This window comes from Rufibacter sp. LB8 (assembly GCF_014876185.1).
GTDB lineage: Bacteria > Bacteroidota > Bacteroidia > Cytophagales > Hymenobacteraceae > Nibribacter.
Map to the genome: position 1 here is coordinate 1,969,682 of NZ_JADALJ010000001.1, position 26,154 is coordinate 1,995,835.

At 50.8% G+C, this 26,154-nt stretch carries 24 protein-coding genes; 9 read left to right on the forward strand and 15 right to left on the reverse strand.

The window, feature by feature from the left end:
• Positions 1–65: 65 nt before the first annotated feature.
• The 5 genes from IMY23_RS08385 to IMY23_RS08405 all read right to left on the reverse strand — a co-directional run bounded on the left by IMY23_RS08385 (position 66) and on the right by IMY23_RS08405 (position 5,242).
• Positions 66–1,277 carry a pyridoxal phosphate-dependent aminotransferase gene (locus IMY23_RS08385; RefSeq protein WP_192821648.1) on the reverse strand — a complete coding sequence of 404 codons (1,212 nt, stop codon included), beginning with the start codon at positions 1,275–1,277 and terminating at the stop codon, positions 66–68.
• A gap of 311 nt (positions 1,278–1,588) precedes the next feature.
• Complete coding sequence (locus IMY23_RS08390) at positions 1,589–3,505, reverse strand: glycosyltransferase (protein ID WP_192821649.1); 1,917 nt, start codon at positions 3,503–3,505, stop codon at positions 1,589–1,591.
• 154 nt (positions 3,506–3,659) lie between these two features.
• Positions 3,660–4,316, reverse strand: a complete 657-nt coding sequence (locus IMY23_RS08395; RefSeq protein ID WP_192821650.1) for a hypothetical protein — start codon at positions 4,314–4,316, stop codon at positions 3,660–3,662.
• Positions 4,317–4,336: 20 nt separating this feature from the next.
• Positions 4,337–4,945, reverse strand: a complete 609-nt coding sequence (gene recR / locus IMY23_RS08400) for a recombination mediator RecR (protein ID WP_192821651.1) — start codon at positions 4,943–4,945, stop codon at positions 4,337–4,339.
• 15 nt (positions 4,946–4,960) lie between these two features.
• A complete protein-coding gene (locus IMY23_RS08405) occupies positions 4,961–5,242 on the reverse strand; it encodes an ATP-dependent Clp protease adaptor ClpS (protein WP_192821652.1) in 282 nt (93 codons plus the stop codon).
• Between the two features lie 192 nt (positions 5,243–5,434).
• Between IMY23_RS08405 and IMY23_RS08410 the strand changes: the two genes are divergently transcribed.
• The 6 genes from IMY23_RS08410 (at position 5,435) to IMY23_RS08435 (ending at position 12,482) form a co-directional block, all read left to right on the forward strand.
• Positions 5,435–6,253 (forward strand): hypothetical protein, encoded by an 819-nt coding sequence (locus IMY23_RS08410; protein WP_192821653.1) that lies wholly within the window; start codon positions 5,435–5,437, stop codon positions 6,251–6,253.
• Positions 6,254–6,320: 67 nt separating this feature from the next.
• Positions 6,321–8,480, forward strand: coding sequence for a S9 family peptidase (locus tag IMY23_RS08415; RefSeq protein WP_192821654.1), 2,160 nt, complete (start codon positions 6,321–6,323; stop codon positions 8,478–8,480).
• A gap of 221 nt (positions 8,481–8,701) precedes the next feature.
• Positions 8,702–9,721, forward strand: a complete 1,020-nt coding sequence (locus IMY23_RS08420; protein ID WP_192821655.1) for an SDR family oxidoreductase — start codon at positions 8,702–8,704, stop codon at positions 9,719–9,721.
• Positions 9,722–9,993: 272 nt separating this feature from the next.
• The gene (locus IMY23_RS08425) at positions 9,994–10,545 is read left to right on the forward strand and encodes a hypothetical protein (RefSeq protein ID WP_192821656.1); all 552 of its coding nucleotides are present in this window, start codon (positions 9,994–9,996) and stop codon (positions 10,543–10,545) included.
• 64 nt (positions 10,546–10,609) lie between these two features.
• Complete coding sequence (locus IMY23_RS08430; RefSeq protein WP_192821657.1) at positions 10,610–11,638, forward strand: patatin-like phospholipase family protein; 1,029 nt, start codon at positions 10,610–10,612, stop codon at positions 11,636–11,638.
• Between the two features lie 187 nt (positions 11,639–11,825).
• Entirely contained in the window at positions 11,826–12,482 is a 657-nt protein-coding gene (locus IMY23_RS08435) for a PA2169 family four-helix-bundle protein (RefSeq protein WP_192821658.1), read from the forward strand.
• 97 nt (positions 12,483–12,579) lie between these two features.
• Here the strand turns inward: IMY23_RS08435 and IMY23_RS08440 are convergent, their stop codons facing one another.
• From IMY23_RS08440 to IMY23_RS08485, 10 genes are all read right to left on the reverse strand, one after another.
• Positions 12,580–13,257, reverse strand: coding sequence for a porin family protein (locus tag IMY23_RS08440; protein WP_225986457.1), 678 nt, complete (start codon positions 13,255–13,257; stop codon positions 12,580–12,582).
• A 238-nt stretch (positions 13,258–13,495) separates the two neighbouring features.
• The gene (locus IMY23_RS08445) at positions 13,496–13,981 is read right to left on the reverse strand and encodes a hypothetical protein (protein ID WP_192821659.1); all 486 of its coding nucleotides are present in this window, start codon (positions 13,979–13,981) and stop codon (positions 13,496–13,498) included.
• 276 nt (positions 13,982–14,257) lie between these two features.
• Positions 14,258–15,181, reverse strand: a complete 924-nt coding sequence (locus IMY23_RS08450; protein ID WP_225986458.1) for a M20/M25/M40 family metallo-hydrolase — start codon at positions 15,179–15,181, stop codon at positions 14,258–14,260.
• 188 nt (positions 15,182–15,369) lie between these two features.
• Positions 15,370–16,305 carry a membrane-binding protein gene (locus tag IMY23_RS08455; RefSeq protein ID WP_192821660.1) on the reverse strand — a complete coding sequence of 312 codons (936 nt, stop codon included), beginning with the start codon at positions 16,303–16,305 and terminating at the stop codon, positions 15,370–15,372.
• Between the two features lie 223 nt (positions 16,306–16,528).
• Positions 16,529–16,759, reverse strand: coding sequence for a hypothetical protein (locus IMY23_RS08460; protein WP_192821661.1), 231 nt, complete (start codon positions 16,757–16,759; stop codon positions 16,529–16,531).
• 131 nt (positions 16,760–16,890) lie between these two features.
• Entirely contained in the window at positions 16,891–17,277 is a 387-nt protein-coding gene (locus tag IMY23_RS08465) for a CZB domain-containing protein (RefSeq protein WP_192821662.1), read from the reverse strand.
• Positions 17,278–17,448: 171 nt separating this feature from the next.
• On the reverse strand, positions 17,449–18,471 hold the full coding sequence (locus IMY23_RS08470; protein WP_192821663.1) for an SDR family oxidoreductase: 1,023 nt from the start codon (positions 18,469–18,471) through the stop codon (positions 17,449–17,451).
• Positions 18,472–18,475: 4 nt separating this feature from the next.
• Entirely contained in the window at positions 18,476–21,025 is a 2,550-nt protein-coding gene (gene ligD / locus IMY23_RS08475) for a DNA ligase D (protein ID WP_192821664.1), read from the reverse strand.
• A 224-nt stretch (positions 21,026–21,249) separates the two neighbouring features.
• Positions 21,250–21,789 carry a hypothetical protein gene (locus IMY23_RS08480; RefSeq protein ID WP_192821665.1) on the reverse strand — a complete coding sequence of 180 codons (540 nt, stop codon included), beginning with the start codon at positions 21,787–21,789 and terminating at the stop codon, positions 21,250–21,252.
• A gap of 97 nt (positions 21,790–21,886) precedes the next feature.
• Positions 21,887–22,423 (reverse strand): NUDIX domain-containing protein, encoded by a 537-nt coding sequence (locus tag IMY23_RS08485; protein WP_192821666.1) that lies wholly within the window; start codon positions 22,421–22,423, stop codon positions 21,887–21,889.
• A 143-nt stretch (positions 22,424–22,566) separates the two neighbouring features.
• Here IMY23_RS08485 and IMY23_RS08490 point away from each other — a divergent pair, with 143 nt between their 5' ends.
• The 3 genes from IMY23_RS08490 to IMY23_RS08500 all read left to right on the forward strand — a co-directional run bounded on the left by IMY23_RS08490 (position 22,567) and on the right by IMY23_RS08500 (position 26,126).
• On the forward strand, positions 22,567–23,025 hold the full coding sequence (locus tag IMY23_RS08490) for a DUF2059 domain-containing protein (RefSeq protein WP_192821667.1): 459 nt from the start codon (positions 22,567–22,569) through the stop codon (positions 23,023–23,025).
• Between the two features lie 112 nt (positions 23,026–23,137).
• Positions 23,138–24,073, forward strand: coding sequence for a phosphatase PAP2 family protein (locus IMY23_RS08495; RefSeq protein WP_192821668.1), 936 nt, complete (start codon positions 23,138–23,140; stop codon positions 24,071–24,073).
• A gap of 250 nt (positions 24,074–24,323) precedes the next feature.
• The gene (locus IMY23_RS08500) at positions 24,324–26,126 is read left to right on the forward strand and encodes a glycoside hydrolase family 3 protein (protein ID WP_192821669.1); all 1,803 of its coding nucleotides are present in this window, start codon (positions 24,324–24,326) and stop codon (positions 26,124–26,126) included.
• The last annotated feature ends 28 nt before the right edge of the window (positions 26,127–26,154 follow it).

The following is a 26,154-nucleotide window of genomic DNA, read 5'->3' on the forward strand; positions in this document are numbered from 1 at the left end:
CCAATTCTAAAGAACCAGCAGCGCAATAACCGTTGAATAAGATTGCCGCGTATTTTAAAAGCTACTTACGAAAGCTTGGCCAAGCTGGCTTTAATGCGTTCCATGGCTTCTATCAGTTTGGCATCTGAGGCCGCAAACGAGAAGCGCACGCATTGCGGTGCCCCAAACCCGCCGCCGTCTACCAGAGACACGTGCGCGTCATTGAGCAGGTACATGGCCAGGTCATTGGAATTTTCAATAGTCACGCCGTCTGTAGTGGTGGTCCCGAAGTAATGACTCACATCCGGGAAAATATAGAACGCGCCCTTCGGCACATAGGTCTTAAAGCCCGGCAGGTCTTTCATCAGATCCAGCACCAAATCACGGCGGCGAAGATAAGACGCGCTCATTTCCTCAGCAGATGCTTTTCCGCCTTCCAGGGCCGCCTGCGCTGCTTTCTGGGCTATGGAACACGTACCGGAAGTAATCTGGCTCTGCATTTTGTCACAGGCATCAGCAATGTCTTTGTGGGCCGCAATGTAGCCCACGCGCCAGCCGGTCATGGCGTAGCCTTTGGAAAAGCCGTTCACGGTAATCACGCGGTCTTTAATGGCCTCAAATCTGGCCAGGCTGTAATGCTCCCCGGTGAAGTTAATGTACTCGTAGATTTCATCAGCAATCACATGAATCTGGGGGTGTTTCTCCAGAATCTTGGCAAACGCGGCCAACTCGTCTTTTGAAAACACAGACCCGGTTGGGTTGCAGGGCGAGGAATACATGACCAGCTTGGTATTAGACGTAATGGCGTCTTCAAACTGCTGCGGCGTTACTTTGTAGTCATTCTCCAGACGGCCCTGCACGGCTACCGGAATGCCTTCGGCCAGTTTCACCACTTCCTCGTAGCTCACCCAGTACGGCGAAAAAATCAGGACTTCATCACCGGGGTTCACCAGACACATGACCGCGTTGGCGATGGACTGCTTGGCACCCGTGGAGACCACAATGTTTTCCGGGCCGTACTCTAGGCCGTTGTCGCGGCGAAGTTTCTCTGCAATGGCCTTGCGCAAGTCTGGGTAACCGGCCACGGGCGTGTAGAACGTGTAGCCGTCATCAATGGCTTTCTTGGCGGCATCTTTGATGTGCTGCGGCGTCTGAAAATCTGGTTCGCCGAAACTCAGGTTGATCACATCTACGCCTTTGGCAGCCAGTTCACGCGCTTTTTTGGCCATGGCAATGGTCTGAGACTCAGCAAGGGAGGTAATGCGGTCAGACAGGGGTGATTGTACAGTGGTAATCATTGGTTGGAAGTGATTATGGTCTGGCCAAAAATAAAAGCCTTTTACCTATTTTATAGTATTTAAATTAATTTTTAAGGAAATTTTTAACCGAAACCCTAATCTACCATAAAAGTTAGCAGAGAATCGAATCAAAAACCACAAACCTTCACCACCGCAGATAAAAGCGTCAGCGGCTAAGTGAGAAAGAAAGTTACCCTGATTTATTTAAAAAGAAAACCGAAAGCCTAATTGCTTTGGTTTCACTTTCCGTTTTCGGCTCCGTTTCCAGAATTGAGCCCAAAAACGGAAACTCCCAGATAGGCGGGCACCGGTTATACGGGGTTCCCCAGCTTGGAGATGTTCTGCCAGATAATGCTGAGATCTGCATACGGCGTATAATCTTTGGCATACACCACTTCAATCTGCCGGGCCGCGTTCACAGAAATGTTTGGGTTGTTTACCTTGTCTACCGGGGACAAAACCGCGGGCCGTGTTTCTGGCGTGGCGGTGGCTTTAAGGCCTACCCACTGGTACAGCCCAAACAGGTTGCCCAGGCAATTCTTCAGGAACTGGCCTTTCTTTTTCACCTTCCAGATAAGAATCGGAGAAGCCACCAAAAACACAAGCCCCAGCAAGGCATTCAATAATACTTTGTTGCGCCGGTGGTACGGGTTATAGAGGTTAATTTCCAGGTGCAGGGCGTAATAGTCACCACGGGCGTTTTTAGAACTGCTGCCGATGATGTAGGTGCTGTTCTCGGGCAGAATCTTGAATTCCACGTTATTGTCCGGAATCTGCACCATCCACTCAATAATCTGGGACATGGCCAAATCTTTTCCGCAGAAGATGAGCTCGTTGATTTTATGAATCTGAATGATTTCCTGAATCTGGTGCAAATCTGCGCCGGCGTGCTGCGGTTCTAAAGCAGCGATGGGCTCCTGTGCCCCTACTTCGCGCAGCAGTGCGCTGGCTCTTTTCACTTCCTTGGGGCTTCCAATTACGGCTATGCGTTTGGCTTTGGATTCGCCCAGAAACCAGCTTCCGTATTTTTTGTAATGCCAGACCATGCGCCAACCTGCCATGCCCACCAAGCCCAGAAACATGGCCAGTAACAGGTGCTTTTTGTTGGCCACGCCCAGAATATTCTCAATGCTCACAATGCTGGAAAGCGCCATAATCAAGACGCTGCCCACCACCATGCCACGCACCAAGCGGTACAAACGCGGCGGCTCATCATAGGCCCCGCTGAAAAACGCCGCGCCCAACCACACCGAAAAATACACGGCCCACGGAAAACTCCAGGCCAGTTCCAACGGGTCGGGCACTGCGCTGGCGCCTAACACGACGCCTGCCGCCAGGCAAAGACCATCCAGCAGAAAAGGAAATAACTGCCTGCCCCACCTGGACACCACCGCCACTGCTGCCCGCAGGTAAATAGCCAGTTTAATCAGAAAAGAGAAAATTCGTGCCTGCCGCCCTTTGAAATGCTTTTCGGCGAAGAGAATCATGGCGCGGTAGAACATGAACACGTAGTTCACGCTGGTTTTGCGGGTACTTTCGCCTTTGTAATGGATAATGCGGGTTTCTGGGGAATATATGACCTGGTAGCCGCCCTGCTGAATGCGGTACGAGAGGTCAATGTCTTCGCCGTACATGAAAAAACTTTCGTCCAGCAAGCCCACTTTCTGCAGGGCTTCGGCGCGCATGAACATGTAGGCACCGGCCAGAATATCCACCTCGTTGGTTGCGTGCTCGGGCAGATGGCCCATGTAGTAACCGTTGAATGATTTTGAATTAGGGAATAGTTTGCCCAACCCGAACATCTTGGTAAACGACACCCACGGCGTGGGCAACCCGCGCTTAGATTCTGGCAGATATTGTCCGGCCCCGTCCATCATTTTCACGCCCAGTGCCCCGGCTTTGGGGTTAGCTTCCATGTACTGGAAACACTTCAGGAAGGTGTCTTCCTCCACCACCGTGTCTGGGTTGAGCAGTAGCATGTATTTGCCCTGTGCCTGCCGCATGGCCTGGTTGTTAGCCTTGGAGAAACCCAGGTTGTCTTTGTTGGCCAGCAGAATTACTTCGGGGAACCTACGCCGCACCATCTCCACAGAGTCATCTACCGAATTATTGTCCACCACAAAGACTTCCACGTTGAGCCCAGGCACCGCTTTTCTAACGGAAAGCAGGCATTGCTCCAGAAAGTAACTGACGTTGTAATTGACAATGATGACGGAAAGGTCTTTCAATGCTAAAGGGAACGGATTTGGGAAACGCGCTGCGGCGCGTACGGTTCTACAAACATAAAAAAAAGCAGCGACCTATGTCGCTGCTTTTTCAGTTTCTTGTTTTAGCGCCTATTTTAAATCTGGAGCCCGAAAACGCACCAGTAAAAACTTAAAGTTAATTCACGACTACTCTTCTCCACTGAGCATCTAAGCTTTTGTTATACTCACCAGTAATTGCATCAAGATAAATTGCTTCTCCTCTATTTGTAGATAGTTCAGTTTTCACCTCCCAGAAAAATCTACCAAACTTTGGGATATATTTCACTTTTGAACCCTTAAGGCCCAGCCCCCTTATAAAGCCAAGCTTAGAAGCCAATGCAATCGCAGACAAGCTATCTACTTTGAGATTGCAAAGTTTAGGGTCTATTGAACAATCTGGGATTTCTAGATTCCCTTTTAACTTGCCATTTACATCCATTTTTACTTGAAAAGGATAGATTATATTCTGGCTAAGATTTAATGTATAGCTAATCACATACTCGTCAATGGGTAAAGCAGAGGTCAACTTCAGCTCCTCTTTCCTGTAGTTTTCAGCTTTCCTTCTTTCTTTTTTAGAAAGAGAGGTATCATCATTACATTCTTCGATAAAGTAATACTCTTTCCTTAAACCGCTGTCAAGACAGTTAAATTTAACCTTTTCGAATACTTTATTACCTAGCTTAGAAATCACAAGTGAGTCAGCCGTAGACGTAATACTTAATGGAATTTGGCCAAAAGCAGCATTCAATCCTAGTAATAGAAATGCTAATAAAAATATGCTTCTACCTCCCATTTCAATTAAGTTTAAGCAGTCTACCCTTGGTTGTACGCCGTCCGGTCTAAGATACTTCGGCCTAAGGTGATTTCATCTGTGTATTCCAGTTCACCGCCTACGGGCACGCCCCGGGCGATGCTGGAAATGCGGGCCGGGTATTCTTTGAGTTTGCGGGTGAGGTAGAAAGACGTGGTATCACCTTCCATGGTGGGGCTTAGGGCCAGGATGATTTCTTTCACCTCAGACTTGGGCAAGCGCTCCACCAAACTCTGGATGTTCAAATCGGCGGGGCCGATGCCCTCTAACGGGGAGATCACACCACCCAGCACGTGGTACACGCCTTTGAACTGGGAGGTATTCTCAATAGCAATCACATCCCGCATATCGCTCACCACACACAGAATGGTACGGTCACGGAGCGGGTTGGCGCAGATGCCGCAGATTTCATGGTCTGAGATGTTGTGGCAGGTTTTGCAGTACCTGATGTTGGTACGCATGCGGGTGAGGGCCTCAGAAAGGCTTTTGGTATCTTCGGTTTCGGCTTTGAGCAGGTGCAACACTAACCTGAGCGCGGTTTTCTTTCCTACGCCCGGCAGTTTGGCCAGCTCCTCCACCGCATTTTCAATCAGCTTGGAAGGAAAATTCATTCGTTGGGTTCGGGGTTAAACGATATCTGCTGAGATACCCCGGTCATGGATGGCGGTGCACATGGCCTGCAACTCCGTGAAGTCGCCCAGCTTTACCGTGCATTTCCCTTTGTAATGGATTAGCATGGTGCACTGCTCGGCCTGTTCGGCGGTATGGCGGCACACCTGCACCAGCGTGTTGATCACGTGGTCAAACGTGTTCACGTCGTCATTGTAGACCACCAGTTCGCGTACATCGGTGGTTTCCTCCAACAGCAACACATCTTCCTGCTCCAGTATTTCGGTTAGAATGTCCATGGCTCAAAATTACGCATTTGCTATGACTTTAAGAAGCCCACTCACCTTGAGTAAATCAGCGAAAGTAAAACAACAGAAAAGGTGCCCTTGTTCCTGAAATTGCCTAGTTTTAGCCTTATTTTCAGTTTAGAGGCCAAAAACGGAAGACGTTTTATTTTGTTATAGTTAGCTATCATTTCATACTGCTCTTCCATGAAGGAATTTAGAATTTTCTTATTTCTGCTAACTATAAGTCTTGGGGTTAAGGGCCAACAATCAGAATTTTTTACCGAAGACAATTCTTTCCATCAGGTCTATCAACAACAGAAAATCAAAGAGCGCAAGCTTTATGCAACTGATTTCAAAATACTGTTTTTCAACATTAAATACTTGGAAAGTATTCATCATTATGACACTCTAGGCAACTTGATAAAAGTTAAGAAATATTTAGACAGAGATAAATTAGACGGCTGGGAAGTCTATTTCTATTATGATAATTCGCATAGGTTAGTTTATGACGAATGGTATTGGTTGGACGACAGAAAATGGGATAAGAAAGAGTACAGTTACAACCAAGACGGACAAGTTATTTCTGTATGCAAATATCATAAACAAGGTTCAACTCCTAATTACACTTTAGCTAGCTGCAAAACAATATTTTATGTTGAAGGTAGGATTGAAAAAATTCTACAAAGCAACAATGACTCTGAAACCCATGCTTATTTCTCGCTAACAGATAGTACACTTTCAGAATTTTCTTCTGACGGAGAAATAAAAGCGGAGTATATAAAAGACTTAAAGATTAAATATTATTCGAAAGAAATAATTTACAACTATAAGTACAACCAATCAAAGCAACTGGTGGAAACCATTACTACTGATAAGCATGGGAATGTATTAAGCAAAGCAAGTTTTACCTATAAAAATGGGCTCCCTTTTAAAAATTACTATTGGGACAGCAGCGGAAAATTGAATGATTTGGAAAAATATAAATACAAAAAGTATAGAAAAATATCAGTTAAGAAAAGCTAAAGCGCATATAAACGTTTTTAATAATACTGACCAGTATTTCCTTTACACATTCATTATATAGCAATTCATGCGTACCACCTTCAGAAACCTGCTTTTTTTAACCTTGCTTTTCTTGGCGACAGCCTTGCCCGTAGCGGCCCAGCAAAAGCTGCTCACCATGGAAGACGCCTTCCTGAACCCGGCCCTGCAACCGGCCAACCTGCGCGGCCTCACGTGGGTGCCGGGCACCAATGACTACAGCTACGTGCACGCCAAAACTGACCTGCTCCTGCGCGGTGGCCTGAAAGGAGATGCCAAACCCGTCATTTCCACCGCTGAACTGAGCGCGGCGGTTGGCAAAGCCGGCGGTGCCAACGTGACCAGCGTGAACGGCCTGCAATGGCTGAACGCCTCTGAACTCCTGCTTAACCAGCGCAGCAAGCTGTACAGAATCAATACCCAAACCAAAACCGCGCAGAGCTTCTTTTCCTTTGACCCAGCCGCTGAGAATGCAGAGTTTTCGCCGAACAAGCAGCGCGTGGCTTATACCAAAGGCAACAACTTGTTCGTTTCGCAGCCTGGCCAGGAAAACAAGCAGATCACGCAAGACACCAACCCAGACATTGTGAATGGTCAGTCGGCGCACCGCTCAGAGTTTGGCATTACCAAAGGCACCTTCTGGAGCCCTAGCAGCAGCAAACTGGCCTTTTACCGCATGGACCAGACCATGGTGACAGATTACCCCTTGGTAGACATCAGCGAACTGCCCGCCAAACTGAACAACATCAAATACCCCATGGCGGGCGGCAAAAGCCACCACGTGACGGTTGGCGTGTATAATGCAACTACCGGCCAGACTATCTACCTGAAAACCGGTGAACCTGCCGAGCAATATATGACCAACATCAGCTGGAGTCCCGACGAAAGACATATCTATGTGGCCGTGGTCAACCGCGCGCAGAATCATTTGTGGCTGAACCAGTATGACGCCGCCACCGGCGACTTCGTGAAAACCTTGTTTGAGGAGAAAGACGAAAGATGGGTGGAACCGGAGCATGGCCTTTATTTCGTGCCGGGCAAGCCAGACCAGTTTGTGTGGTTCTCTGAGCGCGACGGCTTTGAGCATCTGTACCTTTTCAATACCAGCGGCAAACAAATCAGGCAATTGACCAAAGGCGACTGGGTGGTGAAAGACCTGCTGGGTTTTGACAAAGCGGGCCGCGAAGCCTATTTCACGTCCACGGCTGAAAGTCCGCTGGAGCGCCATCTGTATTCGGTGGACCTTAGTTCAGGCCGCGTGAAAAAACTGAGCCAGGGCAGTGGCATGCACAACGTAAGTCTGAGTTCTACGGGTCAGTATTTCCTAGACAATTACAGTAGCCCCGTCACGCCCCGCACCATCAAGATGCTGGACATAAAAGAAGCGAAAGTCCGGAAAACCTTGCTCACCGCGGCCAATCCATTGCAGGATTATCTGCTGGGCGAAACCACCGTTTTCCCTATCAAAGCCGAGGATGGAACTGATTTGTATTGCCGCATGACCACCCCGCCTAACTTCGACAAGAACAAGAAATACCCGGTGGTAGTGTACGTGTATGGCGGTCCCCATGCGCAAATGATTACCAGCGGCTGGCTGGGCGGCTCTAACCTCTGGATGCAGCACATGGCCCAGAAAGGCTACATCGTCTTCACGCTTGACAACCGCGGTTCCGCTGATAGAGGCAAAGCGTTTGAATCGGCCATTTTCAGACAAACCGGCTCCGCCGAAGTTCGGGACCAGATGAAAGGCGTGGAATATCTGAAATCACTGCCCTTTGTAGATGGCAACCGCATGGGCGTGCACGGCTGGAGCTACGGGGGTTTCATGACTACGTCTCTGATGCTCAAGCAGCCCGGCGTGTTCAAAGTAGGCGTGGCCGGCGGACCCGTGATTGACTGGCGCTACTATGAAATCATGTACACCGAGCGCTACATGGACACGCCCCAGGAAAACCCTGCAGGCTACGAGCAAGCCAACTTACTGAACCATGTGAAGAACCTGCAAGGCAAATTGCTTCTGATTCATGGCACCGTAGATGACGTGGTGGTGTGGCAGCACAGCCTCGCGTTTTTGAAGAAAGCCGTGGATGAAGGCGTGCTGCTGGATTACTTTGTGTACCCCGGCCATCCGCACAATGTGGGTGGCAAAGACCGCGTGCACCTCTACAAGAAAGTGACGCAGTATTTAGAAGACCATCTTAAGGAGTAAACCCGTTTTCGGGCTCGTTTCCAGAAATGAAGCCGAAAACGGAAAACGACAAAGGGAACTGCTTTCTAGAGTAGCTCCCTTTGTCGTTTTTACGCGTTAAATACAGCAAAAACTCTATATCTAATTCAGGCAGAATGGGTTTGAGTTGTATCAAATGTTGAAAGCGTTCGTAAGAAATGACAGGAAAACATTTTTTTTTGAGTACCTCAACTTTTGACATTATGAAATATTCTTTGAAACCGCTGAAGGAGCAGGTAATAGTAATCACGGGCGCCAGCAGCGGCATCGGCTTGGCCACCGCCAAAGCCGCCGCCAAAAAAGGCGCCAAAGTAGTGTTGGCTGCCCGCAACCGCGAAGCCCTGGAAACTATTGAACAGGAAATAAGAGCCGAAGGCGGCCAGGCCTTCCATTGCGTGGCCGACGTGGGCAAGAAAGAAGAAGTGCAGTGGATTGTAGACGTGGCCCTGCGGGAGTTCGGTGGGTTTGACACCTGGGTGAACAACGCCGGCGGCTCCATCTACGGGAAACTAGCCGAAGTCTCAGACGAAGACCACCGGCGCATGTTTGACACCAACTTCTGGGGGCTGGTATACGGTTCTCTAGCCGCAGCCAAGCACCTGAAAACCAACGGCGGCGCCATCATCAACGTGGGCAGCGAAGTGTCTGACGTTTCAATTCCGTTGCAGGGCATGTACGCCGCCAGCAAGCACGCCGTGAAAGGCTTCACAGACGCGCTAAGAATTGAGCTCTTGGAAGACAAAGCGCCCATCTCGGTGACTTTAATCAAACCCGCCGGCATTGACACGCCCTACCCAGAGCACGCCAAAAACTACACCGGCAAAGCCCTAACCCTACCCGCCCCGGTTTACACCCCAGAAGAAGTAGCCAACGCCATTCTGGAAGCCGCCGAGCACCACTACAGAGATATTATGATTGGTGGCGGTGCCAAGGTGATGAGCTCGCTCAACAAACGCATACCGGGCGTCATGGACTGGATCAGTTCTACTGTGATGTCTGACCAACAGGTGTTAGACGAAGCGCCCACCAACGTAGAAGGCTCATTGCACCACCCTTCCACCGCCGGGAAAGTGCGCGGCAACCACAAAGGCTACGTCATGAAAACCAGCCTCTATACCCGCGCCAAGACCAACCCAGTGAAAGCGGGCGTTCTGGCGCTGGCAGCCGGCGCCGCAGTTATGGCCTTGCTTAATACGTCTAAAAAGAACGGTGCCAGGAAATAAATTTGAGCATTTATAATTGTAAAAAAGGCTTCTGCAGATGTGCAGAAGCCTTTTTTGTTGAGGCTCCAGACCTACTTACCCTTTCCGTTTTCGGGCTCATTTCCAGAAATGAACCCGAAAACGGGATTTACAAATAACTCACTGCTTCAACCTAAAGTAGTTTGCGTTCGTTTGTCTACTAATCAGCTGGAAAAGCCATAAATTTGCGTGGAGTTTCAGCCTACATAGCTCCTGGCTTTTAGAAAGAGACACGTTAACCCTATCCTGACGAAATGCCCGTACCTTCCGCAGATTTCAAACAGGCGCTCAAGAAACTATCTGAGAAAGAGAAAGAGGCGCTGGTGCTCCGGTTGGTGCGCAAAGACGCCGAGGCGTATGACACGCTGGCCCTGGAACTGCTGGACGACATCACCCTGGAGACCATGCTGCAGCGAAGCCAGGAAACCATCCATGATATTCTGTTCACGGTGTCGGGGAGGTCATTTAGCAAGGCGCTGAGCCGGGGCCTCAAGAAAGCCACCCAGGAAATTGCCCGCTATTACCGCGTCACCAAAGACCGCAAAGGCGAAATTGACCTGCATTTCTATGTTTTGCAGCTGATTTTCGACAACTTCACGGGGCAGTTTGAGAGCGTGTACAAGAGTTTTTACGTGGCCACCGCCCGCCTGGTGCTGCGCGCCATGATGCTCATCAAGAAACACCTGCACCAAGACTATCACCTGGAATACCAAGACACGCTGAATGACTTTCTCACAGACCTCAACGGCCGCAGCAAACGCCGGCAGCTTCCGTTCAACCTTCCCTGGCAATTTGAGGTGGAGTAGTTTCCGTTTTTGGCCTCTGTTTCAGAAATGGGCCCTAAAACAGGTTTTCTGCTGGGTGTGCTGTTTGGTAACCACCTCTCCCCTGCTCGCCCAAACGCCTGCGCCCGTGTACCGCAATTTGGCGCTGGAAGGCGGCGGCATTAGGGGCATTGCTTACGGCGGCGCGCTTGCAGAACTGGAACGGCGCGGACAGCTACAGGGCATTGAGCGCATTGCGGGCACCTCGGCGGGTGCCATACAGGCGTGCCTGCTGGCCATGGGGTATTCGCCGCAGGAAATCACAGAGATTACGTTTAAAACTCCGGTGCAGAAATTTGCCGATGGCCGGTTCTTTTTCATTGGCGGCTTCGCCAGAATGTCTAGCCGTTACGGCTGGTACCGCGGCGAGAAGTTTACCCAGTGGCTTTCAGACCTCATCAAAGGCAAAACAGGAAACCCAGACCTCACCTTCCAGCAATTGCACGCGCTGGCAGGCAAAAACGGGTTCAGGGATCTGTACATCACGGGCACCAATCTGAGCAGGCAGCGCCCAGAAGTGTTCAGCCATGAAACCTATCCGCTCATGCGCGTGAAAGACGCCGTACGCATTTCCATGTCAGTGCCCATGTTTTTTCAGGCGATGTTCATGGACAGCACGGGCGCTGTCTTTCCTAAACCACTGCCAAATAACCAAACTGATGTTTTAGTAGACGGTGGCTTGCTCCTGAATTTCCCATTGATGGTGTTTGACCACCCGCGTTATTATGCCGGCGGAAGCCAATCCATGGCCGAGTCCGACTACCGATTCATCAACCCCGAGACCATTGGTATTCGGCTGGATTATGACGAGCAGATTGCCTATGACCTGGAGCGGAAAGGCCTGGCGCCCAATCCCATCCACAGCTTTCCGGACTACATCAACGGCTTTTACCGCATCATCATTGAGAACCTCAACCGCCACGCCCTCACCCCTTCAGACTGGGACAGAACCGTTTCAGTGAGCACCGCTGGTTTTGGGCCTAAAATCAAGCGGCTATCTGAGAAAGACAAAAATACTTTGCTGGAAAGCGGACGGCTGGGCATGGTGCAGTTTTACGCCGGGTGTGAGGAATAAATGCTTCATTGGCTTTCCAATTCCTGGTTTTGCTTTCATTTCCAAAACGGAGCCCGAAAACGCACGCTCCGCAAAAAAATTAGCCCTAGATTTTCTGATGATAAAGGCTAGAATGGCTTTGCCGTCATTTTCTTCAACCTCTGCGCCTGTTTCACGTTCATAAAAGCTGAAAACTAAAACGTAGCATATGTCAACGAACGGAAAATCTAAAGTAGTGGAGGTTCTCACCGAACTGAATCAATTTGTACATGACGGCCTGGAAGGCTACGAGCGCGCAGCCAAGGAAAGCACAGACTCACTGCGCCAGGACGTGTACCGCCGGTTCTCGCAGCAGCGCCTGGCCTTCGCCAATGAATTGAACCAGGTGATTCAGCAGCACGGCGGCAGCCCAGAGCGCGACACCACCGCCAAAGGCAAACTATACCGCCAATGGATGGACTTTAAAGCCACCATTACCGGCAGCAATGAAGAAGCCATTCTGGGGTCTTGCATTTACGGCGAAGAGTGGGCCCAGAAAGCCTACCGTGACGCCCTGGACCATGAACTGCCCGCCGAAGTACGCGGCATTATCCTGCGCCAGCGCGAAGCCTCAACTGATGTGTTGACCCACCTGCACCAACTGCGCGAAGCCGCTGGTTTCGCCCCGGCCCCAGGCGGCTTACCTGCCGCCATTGCTTCTCCCGTAGCCAGCAAACCCTTGAGAACGGCTTTGTTTGCCGCTGCCGGGGCTGCCGGAGCCGCTTTAATCTACGGCCTGGTCACCAAACGCATTTCTACAGGTGGCTTGGTAGCTGCAGTAAGCAGTCTCACCAAAAAGAAAAACAACAACCAACGCAAAGGCTAAAAAAAAGCGGCGGACAATGTCCGCCGCTTTTTTAATCATCCTATAACACATTCACTAAATTCTTCTCTTAAAGCATATTCAGATTTCTGCTATGCGCTTAAAACCGGAAACCCACCGAGGCTTTGACCACCTGGTTGTATGATTTATAATCAGCGGTTTGGTCAATGGTGGTCAGGCCCATGTCATAGCTGGCCCCAAAATTCAGGCCGTTGCTGAACTGGTAACCGGCCCCCGCAGACAAGCCCACATCTACCTTCCGCTGCGCTTCCCGCCACTCAAAGTCATTGTTGTAGGCAGAAAACCCGAAGGCCCCGGCGTTCACATTCACTTTATTGGAAAGCAGGAAAGACACCTGCGGACCGGCAAACAGGTTGAATCCCTGGCCTATGTACACCTTGGCCAGCAAGGGCACATCAATGTATTCGGCTTTGTTGGTGAGCGTTACTTTGGCATTGGTGAACGTGCCCACATCGCCGGGTACGCGGCCTTCCACCACGGTTCCTTTCTGCGAGTATTGCACGCCAGGTTCAAACTCAAACCCGTTGCCCAAAGGCACGCTCAGGTAAGCGCCCGCATGAAACCCGTGTTTCATTTTGGTGCTCACGTTGCCGTCTGTGTATTCCAGTAAATCTTTGAGCTTTCTCACGGTTTCGCCTTGCCAGTTGGTCATGCTGTAGCCCGCTTTAATGCCTACCCGTACACCGTTGTCCTGGGCAAATCCTTCGGTGAAAAGCCCCGCCATGAGAGCTGTTACCACTAGTAGTATCTTCTTCATATCTGTAGTTTTTTCTTGTTGAGCCAAGCTCTAAAGGCCTGTGACTCTCCAAATGAAAAAACTGTGCCAAACCCAAGCCAACTACAGATGCCAAGTTTCTACTCAGGACTTATAAAGCCACACAACTACTTGTGATTGAATTATTTAGAACCTTAAAAAATTTCGCTAAAAACCTAAAACAGCAGCGCCCCACCTTGTATAAGGCGGGGCGCTGCTGTTAAAAAAAAATTTGCTTGGTCTAAATCTTGGTGAGTTTCACGTCTTCCCAGTAGCCCATGATCTTGTCATTGGGGCCTACCAGAATGTCAACCCGATTCCTGATGCGGCGGTGCATGGCATCACGCACCACGTACACACCGTCCAGTTGTTTGGAGATACCTTCCACCTTTACTGAATCTCCGTAGTGGATCTTGCCGCCCCAGCGGGCCAACAGGTTTCTGGACAAAGCCAGCCACCGGTGCTTGCGCGGGTTGCGTTCATTGATCTTGGAACCATCTGCGGTAATGAAAGGCGTGTCATCGGTTTGCGCCTCCTCCGGGAAATACACCGAAGCGTTGACCGTGATACTTTTGGTAGTCACTTTTTTGACCTCGGTGGGAGTCCAGGTAGGGAGGGTGTTGAGGGTAACCGGCTTAGCGGGTGACGGCGTGGTGGAGCCTGAAATCTCTTTCAGAAAGGGGAACAGAAGTAAGAAAACCAATCCATATAGTTTGTTCTTGAACATGCTTGCTTAGTTGGTGAAACATCGGTTTAGCAACTAAGTCTTTAACGAATCTACTAATATATGGTTATTTTGCTTGGTATAGTTCTATTTTGTACTTAATTAGAATTTTTTGGCTGAATCATGCTTAATACTCTTAGCACTAGATTTCCTCACTTCATTCTAGCTCAAATCAAAACCCACCTTTTGAAATTTTCTTTAAAAGGAACAAAAAAGGCAATGACTTTTAAGGCAGCCAATGGAACCACTGGCACTTACTTTAAAAGACATACCCTTGATTTACTGAGGCAACTTAGAATCCAAGGTCTGTACCGCGGCTAAGATGGTTTCCACGGCTTTGAGATAGAATGGCTGGTGAATGTTCTTGAACTCATCAGATTCTTTGTGGTAATGCGGGTGGTCTTCCACGCCAAAGTAGATGAACGGAATTTTAGCTCTGTGGAAACTACCGTGGTCCGATTGAAACGTCCAGTCATCGGGGCCTTGTTCCGGGCGATCATGCCCAAAAGTAAGTTTGAAACCCTCGGGTACTTTCAGGTTCTGGAGGTGCTCTTTCACCCACGGGTAATGGTGCGTGCCGGAGGCGTATAATTCATTTTTAGCCGAAATGCTCACCATGTCAAGGTTTACGTTGAGAAGAATCTGCTCTTTGGCCACCGGTAATCTCTCCACAAAGGCTTTGGAGCCAGACAGGCCTTGCTCTTCAGCGTCAAAGGCAACAAAGATGAGTGTATGCTTGGGTTTCTTCTTCTGGAAGTGCGTGGCGATGGCCAGAATAGCGCCAATGCCCGAGGCGTCGTCATCAGCTCCGTTAAAGATCTGCCCATTGCGGGTGCCCACGTGGTCATAATGTGCCGTGATCACAATGGCTTTTGACGAGGTTCCTTCAATCATGCCTACCAGGTTTACGCCGTTGGTGGGCTGCTTGCTGGTGCGGCCGGTAAAAGAGAACGTGTGCTGGTATTGGCTGCCGCCTACGGGCTTCAGACCGATTGCCTTGAATCTGCCTAACAGGTATTGCTGCGCTTTCAGGTGGCCTTCGGTGGCCGGCAGGCGTCCGCCCATGGAATCGGCGGCTAGAATCTCCACGTCCCGCAAGACCTGGTTTGGCTGGTACATCTGCTGCGCGCAGGAACTCAAACTCAGGCTGGAAACCCCTAAAACCATGGCCAACAGGCGCGGGAACAAGACAAACTGCTTCATGGGGAAAAGATACTGCAAAATTCTAACTCTAGCAGAATGTTCTTGCCGCGGGATTCCGTTTTCGGGCTCATTTCTGGAAATGAGCCCGAAAACGGAAATGGAAATGCACTTAAAACCGAAACCAATGGACACAAAAAAGCGCCAGTCCTTTGCAGAACTGTCGCTTTCCTTATGATTGATTCGGAAGCTTACGTAGTGGTCAATACACCTACGCGTTCGCCTTCTTCATTGAGAAGTAAGCCGTTGGTAGAGACAAACAGCGAGGCGAAATACCGGCTTTCCAACACGTACGGGAAGTTGCGGTTATTGGTCTTTTGCAGTTTGCCAATCACTTCAATACCGGCGTTGGTTTCACGCACCAGGTTCATGGAAGTAGTTACGTACATGCGTTCCTGCGGAGCGCCCGCCAATTTCACTTGACGAAGAATCTGCCGCTCAGACAATCTGGACGAAGACGTGGTGCGCACATTGGAAGCCATGGCATTGGAAGAATTCAGGCTGGCCCCGGCGTTGCGGCTGGCTGTAGCCACTGACCTTGTAGGCGTGCCGGCTCTGGCACTGGCTACAATCTGACCATCGGCGTTTTTCCAGCCCTGGCTTATGGCCGACAAACGCGGACGTTTGCCGGGGTGCGTTCTGTTGTCTTCTTCATCGGCTAGCACTTGAATGGCGGCCTGGGCCTCACTTAGACTGGCGCCCATCTTGCGCAGTACAAAGCCAGAGAATTCATCGGCCTCTAATTCATCTTGGTGGTTGCTACCGCTGGAAGACAAAGTGTGTCCATTCAGGTGGTGGCCAATTTCATGGGCCAGAATGCTCACGCCGGCCCAGTCTGTTCTTACTGCGGAGTTGAGAGCGTTCACGAAGTTTTCATTGTAAAGAATATAGCGCTTGCCGTTCATGATCACCGCCGCGGCATTGGGCACGTTGGCCGCCCGCACTTCAAAGCGCGCCTTAAGGCCTACCACGTCAATAATCTCTGTGATGATGTCACGTGCCCCCGCCGGAACAGGAGCCGCATACGTGTCAGCGGCCGCTTTTCTGGATTCAGCCACTGCCGGTGTTGTCACCGAGACGCCGGCCATTAAGACACCGGCGAGAACTGATAAAAGAACCTTTTTCATATGCTTATCCATTATAAGTTGAAAACAGAACAGTGCGGCAATTGATTCAACGTACTTTCTGCCTTTTCATTGTCTACCAAAGTAATAGCAAAACACAGGCCAATCTTTCTAAAAGACGCATAGAACGCGGTTTTGGCTGCGCGCCCAGAAAATATTTTTTTAGTTCCGGAGAAGGCACAAAAAAGCCCTACTTCTGCAAGAAATAGGGCTTTTTTAAAGTTGGTTACGAGTTGTTCTCGTTGTTGGCGTCGCCGTCGTTGGTTTCGCGTTCATCTATGGTGTTGCCGCCGGTAGATTTCATGGTGCCGTCAAAATCTTCGTCTTGCTTGGTGGCATCATAGCCAGTCACGGAACGTTTGTAGGTGTCATTGTCGCTGGCGTCTTGGCGCTGCCGTTCTGACTGGTTTCCTTGGTTAGTGTTTTGGGCCGAAGTGGTATCTTTTTGGTCTGACATAACAGTTGTAGGTTAAGTGAAAGCCTTGCAAGGCAAAGCGTCTTTCTTGTACTACCGCACACGCAAAAAAGTTCTTCAACCGGCCAGGCGAAGCCCCAAAATCGTCACAAAATTCTGAGGAAAGTTGTAGGTCAGGACGCTGTTTTCTGTTCCAGCTGGTCTAAAAGATGCAGTAATTTCACCGCTGTTTCGTCAATCAGGGCCAGGCCTGCGCGGGCGGCTTCTTCCTGGCCTTGCTGGTACTGGTGCCAGAGGTCACGGGCAATGGTGTGCATTTGGTCATGAACGCGTTCCAGTTCGTCCATTTCGGGCCAATGGCCAATGCTGGGCATGGCCACGTCATAAATCCACTTGCCCAAGGAACACTGCGTGCTGGAGAGAATGGGGTCTTTGTCAATGTTGGCCCCGTACAGCAAGGCCCGTATTTTTGACTTAAACAACACATGCTTGATGCGCGCTTGCTCAAAATCAAACTTACCTATAAGGGCTAAAAGCGACGGTTCTTTTTTCTGGGTCATAACGGGAAGCAAAGATACGGGTTCACCACACTTTGCCTCTATAGAATGCAACTTTGACTGAAATAGTTTACAACCGTGCTTTTTTCTTTTACCAGAAAACAGAAATCCCGTTTTCGGGCTCATTTCTGAAAACAAGCCCCAAAACGGAATTTCTTTTGAGGGAAACTAACCTTAATATTCGTTGTTATCTGCGGCAGCTTTGTGATTGGGCGCGTTCAAAATGGACTGCGTGAGGGGCGTTTCACTTTCATAACCACGAACTTTCTCTTGGCCAATGCCGCCGGGGCCCGGTAAGAACACATTGATCAGGCCCATCAAGTCTGTGGCCGCGCCGGGGAACATGCCGTGGAACAAGCTCATTAGTTTGGCATTTAAGCCTAAAGTTACTTCGGCCTCACCGTAGCGGCAGGCGTTCATAATGTCCTGAGCCGCTTTGTTGGCCGCCAATGAAATCACCGGATTGGCGTCTAGCAGCGCGAAGGCGGTGTATTCTTTCTCGTTCTGCCCTTTCAAAAACGCGTTGCGGGCGCTGCCGGTGCGCATAAGGCCTGGGTTGATGGTGGTCACGTAAATGCCGTCTTTCTTAAGCTCAGACCTGAAGCCCTCAGACATGCCCACCAGCGCGAACTTGCTGCCGCTGTACGGCACCAGATGCGGCACGCTCACCTTCCCGCCAATAGACGCGATGTTCACAATACGCCCTTCGCCGCGGGCTTTCATGTCTGGGATCACCTCCAACATGGTGTACAATGATGCCCAGTAATGTGTTTTCATGGCGATCTCAAAATCTTCCACGGTCATTTCGGCCAGCGGCCCAGCCGTGATCACGCCTGCGTTGTTCACCAGCACTTCCACCGGCCCCCAGGTTTCTTTGATTTCTGAAATCATGCGCTTCACTTGGGCTTGGTCGCTCACGTCAGTTGTAAAGGCGAGCACCGATGCCCCGCCGGCGCACAATTCTGCGCGGGCGGCTTCTACCTGGTGCTCGGTGCGGGCGCAGATAGCAATTTTAGCACCTTGTTCAGCAAACATTCTGGCCAAAACCAAACCCAATCCCCTACTTCCGCCGGTAATCAAGACCACACGGTCAGTAAACGAAAATTCACGTTTCTTGCGGCCTGCTGACCGAAGGGCAAGAAATGCGCCTAACCCTGCGCCTGCTAGCAACAGGTTATTCTTTGTACTGTTTTTCATGTTTCTATTTCTTGAGTTTTTTGAGGAAGGCGTTCACGTCTATGCCTTCGCCCAGCACGGGTTTAAAAAGATCGCCTAGTTTCTGTACGCGCGCCGGCACGTTTTTGATGGTGAACTGCGTGGGGTGCAGGCCTTTTTTTACTTCTTTCCACTGCAGCGGCGTTGACACAGTGGCCCCAGCCCGCGGCCGCACGCAATATGGTGCCGCAATGGTCTGCGCGATGGCGTTTTGCATGTAATCAATATAAATCTGGAACCGGCGTTCTTTGGGGCTACGTTCCAAACTGGTGAGTTCTGGCAGGCGTTCATGCACGCGCTGAGCCAGGGCAAACGCCAGTTCCTTCACGGGCTCAAACGGAAATTTAGCAGCCAGCGGAACGTACAGGTGCATACCTGTGGCCCCAGAGGTTTTGGCGTATACCGGAATCTCCAGTTCGTCTAGCACCTGCTTGGCCACCAAGGCAACTTCCACCATTTCATCATAGGTATTTTCGCCGGGGTCAAGGTCCAGGACTAAATAATCTGGTTTTTCTAAATGCGGCAGCCGGCCGTTCCAAGGATTGAGTTGAATGCAGCCCAGGTTGTTGAGATACGCCAGCGTGGCTTTGTCTTGGCAGACTATGTACTCCACCTCTTTGCCCGTTGATTCGGCCTCAATGCTGGTGGTCTGAACCCAATCCGGGGCCTGCTCGCCGGCGTCTTTCTGGAAAAACCCGGGCTTGCTGATGCCGTTGGGGTGCCTGAGCAAAGATTCCGGACGGTCTTTCAGGTAAGGCAATAGCACGTTTGCCATGGTTTGGTAATAATCTACCAGGTCTTTTTTGGTATAGCCTTCCTGAGAGAAATACACTTTGTCTGGGTTGGTGATAGTAACTTCTTGTCCGTCTAACTCCAACACCAGGGCGTTTTTGTCTGCGGTCTGTTTTGGGCTGAGTTTGGGATTTGGAGCCGATAAACGGGAATCTGTTTCCTCCTGTTCTTCTTTGGCCGACACCGATTCTTCATGCACCACGTCCTGGGCTTTTTTGTCTTCGCGCAGGCCTTTGAAGATGGCCTGGCGCATCTGCCCGTCAGTGGTCCATTCGGCAAAAGACAGTTCACAGACCAGTTCCGGCTTCACCCAGGTCACATCACGGCTGAGCGGGATTTTTTCTTTGAACGGCGAGGTTTTGCGCTCCAGCGGTTTCAGTTTGTCAATGAGTTCCTGCAAGCTGGTTTTGTTGAAGCCACTGCCAGACTGGCCCACGTATTTGAGTTGGTCGCCTTCATACACGCCCAGCACCAGCGCACCCAAATGCTGGCGTGCTCCCTGCGGCGCGGTGTAACCGGCAATTACGGCCTCCTGCCGGAGGTGCGTTTTTACCTTCAGCCATTCTTGTGACCGCTTGCCTACCAGATATTTGCTCCCAGCGGCTTTGGCCATAATGCCTTCCCACTCATTTTTCTGGGCTTCTTTGAAAAACTGAGTACCGTCGCCCACGCGGTGTTCGCTGTAACGCAGCGGGTCTTTGGCTTTGCTCAACACTTGCTTCAGCTTTTCCTTGCGCTGAAGGAGAGGTAAATGGGTGAGGTCTTCACCATTAAGGTGCAGAATATCGAAAATATAGTAATACAAATGCTCTGAGGGCGTGTTTTGGTAATTCTGCAAGGCTTGGAAATCTGCTTTTCCTTTGCGGTCCAGCACCACCAATTCACCGTCAAAAATCACTTGGTCCTTTAGCGCTTCCAGTGCTTTCACCACCGACTGGTATTTTTCCTTAAACGATTTTCCGTTGCGCGAATAGAGATGTACTTGTCCGTTTTCTACTTCAGCCACGGCGCGATAGCCGTCCCATTTCACCTCGAAGAGCCAATCTGGGTCATCAAAAGGGCCGTCGGTGAGTTTGGCGGTCATGGGCACCAGATTATGCGGCATGTCTGCTTTGCTTCCAATGCTTGAGTCTGATGTTTTTTTGGCGCTAGGTTTAGCCTTGGCAACAGCTTTGGATTTGGAAGTGGCGGCTTTTGAGGATTTGCCTTTGGCGAAATCCTCCGCGTCATACGGGTCTGTGGTGGCGGCTTCGTCTTTTCTCTTTAGCAGCAGCCAGGCGTTTTTCTGGCGGCCTTTCATTTTTACCAGACTGAATTCGCCTTGTAGTTTCTGGCCATCCAGCACAAAATGCAGGCCGCCTTGTTCCAGTTCCTCCAGTAAAAGTTTCTCAGCAGCCGCGCGGGAATCTGTGCCAATGGCGTGGTAAGTGCCTTCGTCCCAAATGTCCACATGGCCGGCGCCGTAGTTGCCTTCGGGAATGTCGCCCTCAAAACTGCCGTAGCTGATGGGGTGGTCTTCTACTTCCATGGCCAGGCGTTTGTCTGCGGGGTTGAGCGACGGCCCTTTGGGCACCGCCCAGCTTTTGAGTACGCCGCCCATCTCCAGCCGGAAATCATAATGCAACGTGGAGGCCTGGTGCCGCTGAATCACAAACCTCAGCGCGCCTTTGTTTTTGGCTTCTTTGCCTTCTGGTTCTGGGGTTTGGTTGAAGTGCCGTTTCTGGTTGTATTTTTCTAACGCCATTCTAGTAGTGTCTCTATTGTTGTCTGTCTGTCTTTGGGTCCTCAGGTCGAAATCTAAATTTCACAAGCACTTGTTGGACTGTTGCTTTCTACGGAAATTTTAAAAACTGTGCCGTGCTGCATTTCCTGTTTTCGGGCTCATTTCTGGAAACGAGGCCAAAAACAGAAAAGCCTGCCTCCTTTTCAGGAAACAGGCCTTTCTCAAATGTATAAGCTTCAAGATCTCTAGTCTTTTCTGCCGCCACGGCCGGCTATGTTTTCATTGTTATTGTCGTCTTTGCCGTTGCCTTGCGGGTTTTGCTTGTCTGGTCTTTCAGGGTCTCCACCGTTGCCCGCGTGCCCGGAGCTGCGGCCTCCGCCAGTACCGTCATTGCCGTTGTGGTTTCCTTTGAAGCCGCTGTGGCCGTCGCTCATACCGCCGGCGTGGGTGCCGTAACCGGTGTCTTTGTCACTCTCGGCATCTGGTCCGGAGCCTTTCTGCTTGAGAGACTCTTTGCCTAAAACGCCTTCGCGCTCACCAGAACCACCGCCCTGGCGGCCCAGCACATCGCCGCCGCCGTTGATGTCATCATGGGCCTGGCCTTTGTCAAGGTTTCCGCCGGCATCGTTCACATCTAAGTTGCCGTCTGCGTCATAGTTGGCGGTGTTGCCACCCTCGGCTTTGGTGCCGTAGTTATGATCTGCGAAGCTGCCGCCTCCCTGGTTCCCGTCCTGACTGTTATTGCTGCCGTTGTTCTGGTCCTGGTTTTTATTTTGCTCTTCCATAGTTTCTTGTAAGGTTAGGTGTACAAATAAGGGATATGTACCCGTATTTACGGGCGTTGGCAACTATAGTTAAACCAGCGGGCTTGGGATCAGTTCCTTAAGATTTCATAAGCGTGGGTAGCACGTGGTTTTTGGCCCATTCAATGGCCATGATGGTTTTGCCGTCATAGAAGGTGTGGTCAAGCATTTCCTGGGGTGTCATCTCCACTATCTCTATGTCTTCATGCTCGCTGTCTTTGCCGCCGCCTTCGCTTACCTGGTGGCTTACCTGGGCGTAGAACAGAAAGACTTTTTCGGCCACTGCACCGGGCGCTGGGTAGAATTCATGGATAAGTTGCAGTTCATCTACGGCGTAGCCAATTTCTTCTTCCATTTCCCGTTTCACGGCGTCTTCGGGGTTTTCGTCTGGGCTGTCCAGCATGCCGGCCACAATCTCCAGCAGGTCCTGCTCCATGGCGGGGCGGTACTGCCGGGCAAAGATGAATTTCTGTTTTTTGGTGTCATAGACCAGCGCCGAGGCCGCGGTGCCGGTATGGTATACTTCTCGTTTGAACTCCTTCTCGCCGTCTGTCACCGTGTAGAGTTGCAGCTTATAATGGCCTTGGTAGAGGGTTTCTTTGTCTGTTATTTTCATGGTGCTGCTGTAAATCTGGCAAGTCTGGCTAATGGTACGCACAACCTGGCGGCACGTTGGGTAAAAGCCGTTGCCAATAAAAAGCAAAGGTGGTGGCTTTGTCCTGGCTTTCTGCGTATGAAGAGCAGAAATAATTCTTTTTTATGAAAAATACTATTTTATTATGGGGGTTACTGGTGCTGTTGACCACCGGAAATACCCTAGCACAAGCCCCCAGCAGCCATTATAAAGCCGCCGAAACCTTGCTTATGACCATGGGCAGCCCCAAAGCCATTGACGATAACCTCCAGCAGATGCTCACCATGCAAATGGAACAGGTGCCTGCCATGAAGGTAGCCGAACTGGAAGTACGCGCTTTCTTTGCCAAGTACATGAACTGGGAAGCCATCAAAACCGATCTCATCAACCTGTACATGACGGAGTTCACCGAGAAAGAGCTGAAAGACATGACCGCCTTTTACGGCACGCCCACCGGCAAGAAACTAGCCTCAAAGCAGTCACTCCTTACCATGCGCAGCGCCCAGCTTGGCCAGAAGAAAATTGAACCGCACATGATGGAACTGCAGCAGCTGTTGCAGAAGAAAATGCAGCTTGACAATTAAGTAATTGGTAAGAAACGAAAGCCCAGAACCTGTGGTAGTGACTAAACTGCGAGTTTTGGGCTTTCTAAGTCTTATTGTAATTGACATTCGACCTAACAAGACACAACATTGCATGAAGGCCGTCTCACCCACCATCTTCACCAAATTCCTTATTCGCGTTGCGCTCACCCTGGCCACTTTTTGCCTGGGGCACACGTCTTTTGCCGTCCATTTCTCTTCAGATTCAATAAGTGCTGTAGCCTCTCCTTCTACTTCGGAATTAAAAACCACTGATGGAACTGGCTTCCCGGAATTTAACCGAACCTATTTTTTACTGGGTGACACGGTAGAGGCACTTCCTGTTAAAAGGGGTTGGTCTCGGGAGAAGAAGAAATTTGTGTGGAGTGCCGCTGGGGCTGTGGCTACGTTTGGGCTTGGTTTGGCTGCCTACCATTGGGTAGACGAACCTCTCAAAGAATTTGTGCAGAGAAACGCCACGCCCTTTACCCGTGACATTTCAGAAACCATTGAACCGTTTGGCACCTCAGAAAGGCTGCACGCCACCTTTGGCTCTTTGTTCATGGTAGGTCTGGTGACCAAAAACCGAAAGCTGAGGCAAGTGGCCACCATCTCGCTGGCCAGCTATTACCTGAACTCCATGATGACAAGCCAACTGAAGAAAACCTTTAGGCGGGCACGGCCCTTGTACGCTGAGGACAATGATGAGTTCAACGGCCCTGCCAGTTCCTATGAATACGCCTCGCTGCCATCGTCGCACACCTCCAACGCCTTTGCCACCGCCACCGCCGTGGCCACCATTTACCGCGACAAAGGCTGGGTGCCCCCCGTGGCCTATGGCATTGCCACGCTGGTGGGTCTCTCCCGCATTCATGACAATGCCCACTGGGCCTCAGACGTGATAGCGGGCGCCGCCGTGGGGTACGTATCTGCCAAGGTGACGCACTGGACCTATTTTCAGCTGAAAGACCGCTTACAAGGCAACAAATGGCAGTTCTTCCCAAACGTGGGGAAAGGCTCTGCCAGCTTGAGCGCCACACTTCAGTTCTAATCTAGCCAGCTTGGTTATTACGCTGTTAATTGTGGGAAACAACATTTGCGTTTTCGGGCTCATTTCCAGAAATGAGCCCGAAAACGGAATGGGAACCCGCCAAAATCTCCAATAAAAATTTACGTCTTCAGTAAAAAATCTTTCAACGGAAGGCGCGCGGGCGCTTTAATTAACTTTAGCGGCTGGCTTGCGTACTTCTCATCTTCCCAGGCCGTGCGTTTACCAAACCTCCTGCCCGTCTGCGCTTGCCATGTCATTACCTTCTATCTTTAAAAGTCCGGTTTTATACTTTTACCTGTTCGTGTTTAGCGTGGGGTTCACCCTGGAAGCCTGCCAGGAGAAAAAACCCGTGCATGAAACGGTGGTGTTCAAACCCCAGCCCATTCTGCCGCAAGACACCATCAAATACCCCAACGCGCTTATCACGGCCCTCAACCGGCACAACAAATGGGTAGATTCTGTTTTCAGGCGCATGACCCCAGACGAGCGCATCACCCAACTCATGATGGTGGAAGTGTTCTCTAACCAGGGTCCGCAGCATGAAGAAGACGCCTTGCGTCTGGTGCGGCAATACAAAGTAGGCGGCGTGATTTTCTTCCAGGGAGGACCGGTGCGGCAGGCCAAACTCACCAACAAACTGCAGGCGGCCTCCAAGATTCCATTGCTGGTGGGCATGGACGCTGAGAACGGCATTGGCATGCGCATGGACAGTGCCATGCAATACCCTTTGCCTATGTTGCTGGGCGCCATTAACAATGACAGCCTTATTTACCAGATGGGGGCCGAAATGGCTTTTGAATTCAAGCGGCTGGGCATGCACCTGAACTTTGCGCCGGTGGTAGACGTGAACAACAACCCCAAAAACCCCATCATCAGTTACCGTTCCTTCGGCGAAAACAAGAACGATGTAAGTTCCAAAAGCCTGGCCCAAATGCTGGGCATGCAGGACAACGGCGTGATTGCCACCGCCAAGCACTTCCCCGGCCACGGCGACACCGATGTGGATTCGCATTATGACTTGCCCATCATCCCCTATGGCCGTGAGCGTCTGGATTCCCTGGAACTGCACCCGTTTCGGCATTTGATACAGAGCGGCGTGGGCGGCATGATGGTGGGCCACATTCACATGCCCAAGCTAGATTCCACGGCCAATTTACCGGCTTCGCTTTCCAAACCCATTGTGACGGGCATTTTGAAAAACGAGCTCAACTACGCGGGGCTCATCATCACAGACGCCATGGTGATGAAAGGCGTGACCAAATATTTTGCCCCCGGTGAGGCCGAAGTCATGGCCCTGGAAGCCGGTAATGATGTACTGGAACGTCTGGTGAGCGTGCCCAAAGCCCTGAATGCCATTAAAGCCGCCATCAGAAGCGGAAGGTTAGACCGCAAGGAGTTGGACCGCCGCTGCAAGAAAGTATTGGCCGCCAAGTATTGGGTAGGCCTCAACAAGTACCAACCCATTAAGTTAGACAGCCTGTACCAGGACCTGCACACCTCCCACGCCAAAGAAACGCTGCGCGGCCTGGCAGAGGGCTCGCTAACCTTGCTCCAGAACAAACCAGACCTAGTGCCCCTAAAGAACAAGAAAATGCGGTCGGTGGCGAGTTTGGCAGTGGGTGCGGCCAAACCTACGCTGTTTCAGCAACGCCTCAAAAACCGCCTGACCGTGAAAGACTATTTCATGCCGCGCAAGACCAAGAAGAAAGACCTGGAGAACCTCCGGAAAGTGCTCCTGAAACAGGATTTATTGGTCATCAGCATTTACGGACCCAGCATAAGACCCAGCAACAACCTTGGTTTCAGCAAAGAGGAGCGGGCGCTGGTGAATGAATTGGTGCGGCGCAAACGCGCGGTGGTGGTGCTCTTTGACAATGCCTATACCTTGAACCAGTTCGCAGATATTCATCAGTCGTCGGCGCTGTTGTTGGGCTACCAGCAATTGCCGGCTGTGCAGGCGGCCGCGGCTAAAATGGTGATGGGCGATCTGGTACCGCAGGGTAAATTACCGGTAACCGTGAACAAGCATTTCCAATACGGGCAAGGGTTGTAGCGTAATTTCCTGTTTTCGGGCTCATTTC